General features: G+C 46.3%; 3 protein-coding genes. All 3 read right to left on the bottom strand.

What is annotated here, in order from left to right:
* Window positions 1–72: 72 nt before the first annotated feature.
* Window positions 73–1,872 (bottom strand): alpha-amylase family protein, encoded by a 1,800-nt coding sequence (locus MHN01_RS20375; protein ID WP_239413089.1) that lies wholly within the window; start codon window positions 1,870–1,872, stop codon window positions 73–75.
* A 124-nt stretch (window positions 1,873–1,996) separates the two neighbouring features.
* Window positions 1,997–2,926: a MalM family protein gene (locus tag MHN01_RS20370; protein WP_239413088.1), complete on the bottom strand. Its 930-nt coding sequence runs from the start codon at window positions 2,924–2,926 to the stop codon at window positions 1,997–1,999.
* Window positions 2,927–3,056: 130 nt separating this feature from the next.
* A partial coding sequence (locus MHN01_RS20365) for a carbohydrate porin (RefSeq protein ID WP_239413087.1) occupies window positions 3,057–3,601 on the bottom strand: 545 nt, incomplete at its 5' end.

Here is a 3,601-nt window from a genome sequence, read left to right as displayed (position 1 = left end):
ATCAGCGGCTTATATTATATATTTTTCTGAATTTATCTGTTCTGATAACTATTTGCGGTTATGGTTACAATGCTAGCTCAGCGCAAACACCTTCGCAGCCAGAAGTGGTAACTCGATACAAACTTTACCTTTTCCGTCCGCGACCATTAGCGAAACCTCTTCCTTGCCATAAAGCTGCTCTTCCAACGGGTAGTTACCATCACTGAGCCCCCAGGCATCAATCAATGCCGTAGGAATAATGACTTCTGTCGGGCCATGATCCCTCTCGGCAAAATTGGCAATGATCAACAGCTTTTGCTGCTCGTCATATCGACTGAAGCAAAATAGCTGATCGTTATAGTTCGGATTGTTCTGACGGTTATAGCGATGGATCTCCTGATACTTACCTGTCATCGACGAACTTGTCAGCGTGAAATTGAGCAAACGCTGATAGAAATCCCGTAACGCCTTTTCTTCATTAGTTAATAATCCGCCATCGAACTCACCACTGTTCATCCAACGCTGATGATTAGGCACACCATAGTAATCAAAAATCGTGGTACGAGAGTGAAGGCCAAAACCAGCATCATCACCACCAGCCTCGCCAACTTCCTGGCCGAAATACACCATGGTCGGTGAGGTACTCAATGTTGCTGATACCAGCATCGCTGGTTTGCCCTTATTGGCATCCCCTGCGAACTCAGGGCTGGCTACCCGCTGCTCATCATGGTTATCAAGAAAGTGCAGCATGTGGTGTTCTATATCTTCCAACTGCTCTTGCACTTCGGCAATCGCATCGGTAGAACCTTTGCCCTGCATGACTAATTTCAGGCTGTCGTATAGATCCACCTTGTCATAGAGGTAATCCATTTTTCCAAGGTGGATATAGTCGCGATAAAGATGCGGCTGGTACACTTCAGCCATCAAGAAAGCCTCCGGGTTTGCCTGCTTGATTGAGGAGTTCATAAAACTCCAAAACTCTACAGGTACCATTTCAGCCATGTCATAACGGAAACCATCGACACCAAGTTCAAGCCAGTACAAGGCAATATCGCGGAATTTAATCCATGAATCCGGCACCGATTTGTCCTGCCAGAATAAGTAATGTTCCTGGTGATCTTTTTCCTCGTATCCCTCTGGTAACTCGTCAAAGTCTTTGGTTCCGTCTGGCTTGACGCCGTAATTTACCTTAACCGTTTCATACCAGTCATCGAATTTAGGCTGAGCAAGACGCGAGCCATTGCCGGTCCATTTGGCAGGATACTCTTCATAAGGGGGATTCAAATCCGGATGGGCTTCGCCGCCTAACGGCTGATAACCATTTTCAGGTTCTGGCAGTCTGAAGGCTTCTCCCGGAATATAGTAAAAATTATTATCCCGATGATAGGCCTGTGTCGTATCATCTGATGCACCAAAATCCTCAATACCTTCCGGATTTGTCAGTCCTTCGTAACGTCGGGCAACATGGTTTGGCACGATATCGATAATGACTTTCAAGCCATGCCGATGGCTGCGTTCGATAAGAGCCTGGAACTCCTCGAGACGCCTGGCCGGATCGACGGCAAGATCGGGATTAACGTTGTAATAGTCTTTTACTGCGTATGGCGATCCCGCGCGCCCCTTTACCACACTGGGATGATCGGCACTGATCCCGTACTGGCTATAATCGCGGACCAACGCATGGTGTGGCACACCGGTATACCAGATATGACTTACACCTAGCTGACGGATCTCGCTTAATGCTTTATCCGTAAAGTCATTGAATTTCCCGACACCGTTTTCCTCAATGGTGCCCCAGGTTTTATTAGTTGTGTTGGTATTGCCAAACAAGCGAGTAAATACCTGATAGACAACGTGCTTATCAGGTGTCTTGAGTTTCTTAACGTCAGTCATGATAGGTTAACTCAGAAGGCTAATAGTGGAGTTAGAGAGATGCGAGAACGGGCAAAGGCTTACCCGTATCCTCAAACCACACCAGGACAGATGGTCATTGCCCTGGCGTGGTCAGTTATAGTAGTTACTTTTTGATCAGTTCAACGAAAGTTGTTTCGGCTGAGCGAGAACCTGCGCGCTTGGCTTCCTCTAGGAGCTGCAATGCCTTGTGCATATCATTCTTCTCAACAGCGGCTTTAATTTGAGAGTTATAGAAGGCCTCTGTTTCAGGAAGCATAGCTGGTGTATTTACTGTATTGGCTACCGGTTGTTGTGTTGAGGCAGCGGCTGCAACAGGCACAGGCGCAACAACGGCAGTAGTCGGTGCCTTAACAGGTGCTTTTGTCGATACTGGGGCAGTAGTGACCTTCTCGGCAGCACGATAAGAACGCAAATTTAACGGTTTCAGTTCCAGTTCAAGAGAGCCAAATTTCTGGTGCTGAATCACAGGATCCGTAACAATAGGTCGTGCCAAGCCAAGATCTTCCGCACGTACTCGCTCTGGGTGTGGGATCTGAATTTCACCCTGGCGATAGTCCAATGGAGAATAGACCACCATGTATGGAGTCGTCTGATGATCCATTTCAAATCGGTTTCTATAGCTGGATAGTCTAAACATATCCGATAACTTCACTTCGAAATCATCCAGTTCGATGAACTTCACTGGTTTGAAGTCTGGATCAAGCAGCATCACCTTAGGCGCAAAGACACCAGAGTTTTTCATCCAGCTCTTTAGCTCAACCTGCATTCTTTCAACATCATTAGGCAACGCAAAGCCTGCATAATAACTTTTTCCCTCAGGGAACTGACCTACTTGCGAGTATTCATCAATCATGAAGTCAATATCATTTCCCCGCATCGGAACCCAGGAAAATTCACTGTAGTCACTGCAGCAGACAACAGCTGTCACTGCTATATCTTTTGTCGCAGCATTTGCATTCGCAGTCGGGGAAGCTGCACAACCAATCAAGCTTGCCGCCAGTAGGACAGCCAAAGTAGTTTTAATTATTTTCATCTATTATCTCCCATACCCTTACGACTTTTTCTGGGTACATATCTATTGCCTTGCAACCAAATCTACAGCAGAAACCAATAGATATATACTCAAAAAGGCAGCCCGGAGGCTGCCTTTGACAAAGTTCGGCTTAAAACCAAATTTCAGTGTGAACACCGAATACAACCTGGTCTTTTTCACCAGATTCTGTGATGCCGATACCACCAGCAGCGGCTTCATCACTCGTACCAACCCAAGTTACGTACGGCTTGATTTGTGGACGACCAAAGTAGTCCGCGTTCACAGTAAATACTGTTGCCGCTTCAACTGTGTAGAAATCAGTAGATTTGTCCTTGCGACCCCACTGTCCACCATTCACTTCTTCAACAGCATAAGAACCTGTAAGCTCTAAACGGAAGTTATCGTTAACTTTATATGTTGGACGAGCTGCCAGGATATAGCGAGTTACTTCATCATCCGCTGTACCTGTTGCGCCCCAATCCATTCCTTCTGGTGCCCAGTATGTAAATTCTGTGCCTAACTGCCAATTATCTGAGATGTTCAATACACCATAAGAAGTTACAAATAGTGATTTAGAATCTTCTAGCCAATCACCACTCCAGCCACCGAAGTTTACACCACGGTTTGCACCAAGACCTTCACCGTAAGCAATCGCTGTTTGTGTCCAGCCGTCTA

Origin of the sequence: Photobacterium sp. OFAV2-7 (genome assembly GCF_022347985.1) — a bacterium.
Taxonomy (GTDB): domain Bacteria; phylum Pseudomonadota; class Gammaproteobacteria; order Enterobacterales; family Vibrionaceae; genus Photobacterium.
The sequence above is the reverse complement of the archived record's forward strand: the minus strand, read 5'-3'. Positions and strand labels throughout refer to the sequence as shown.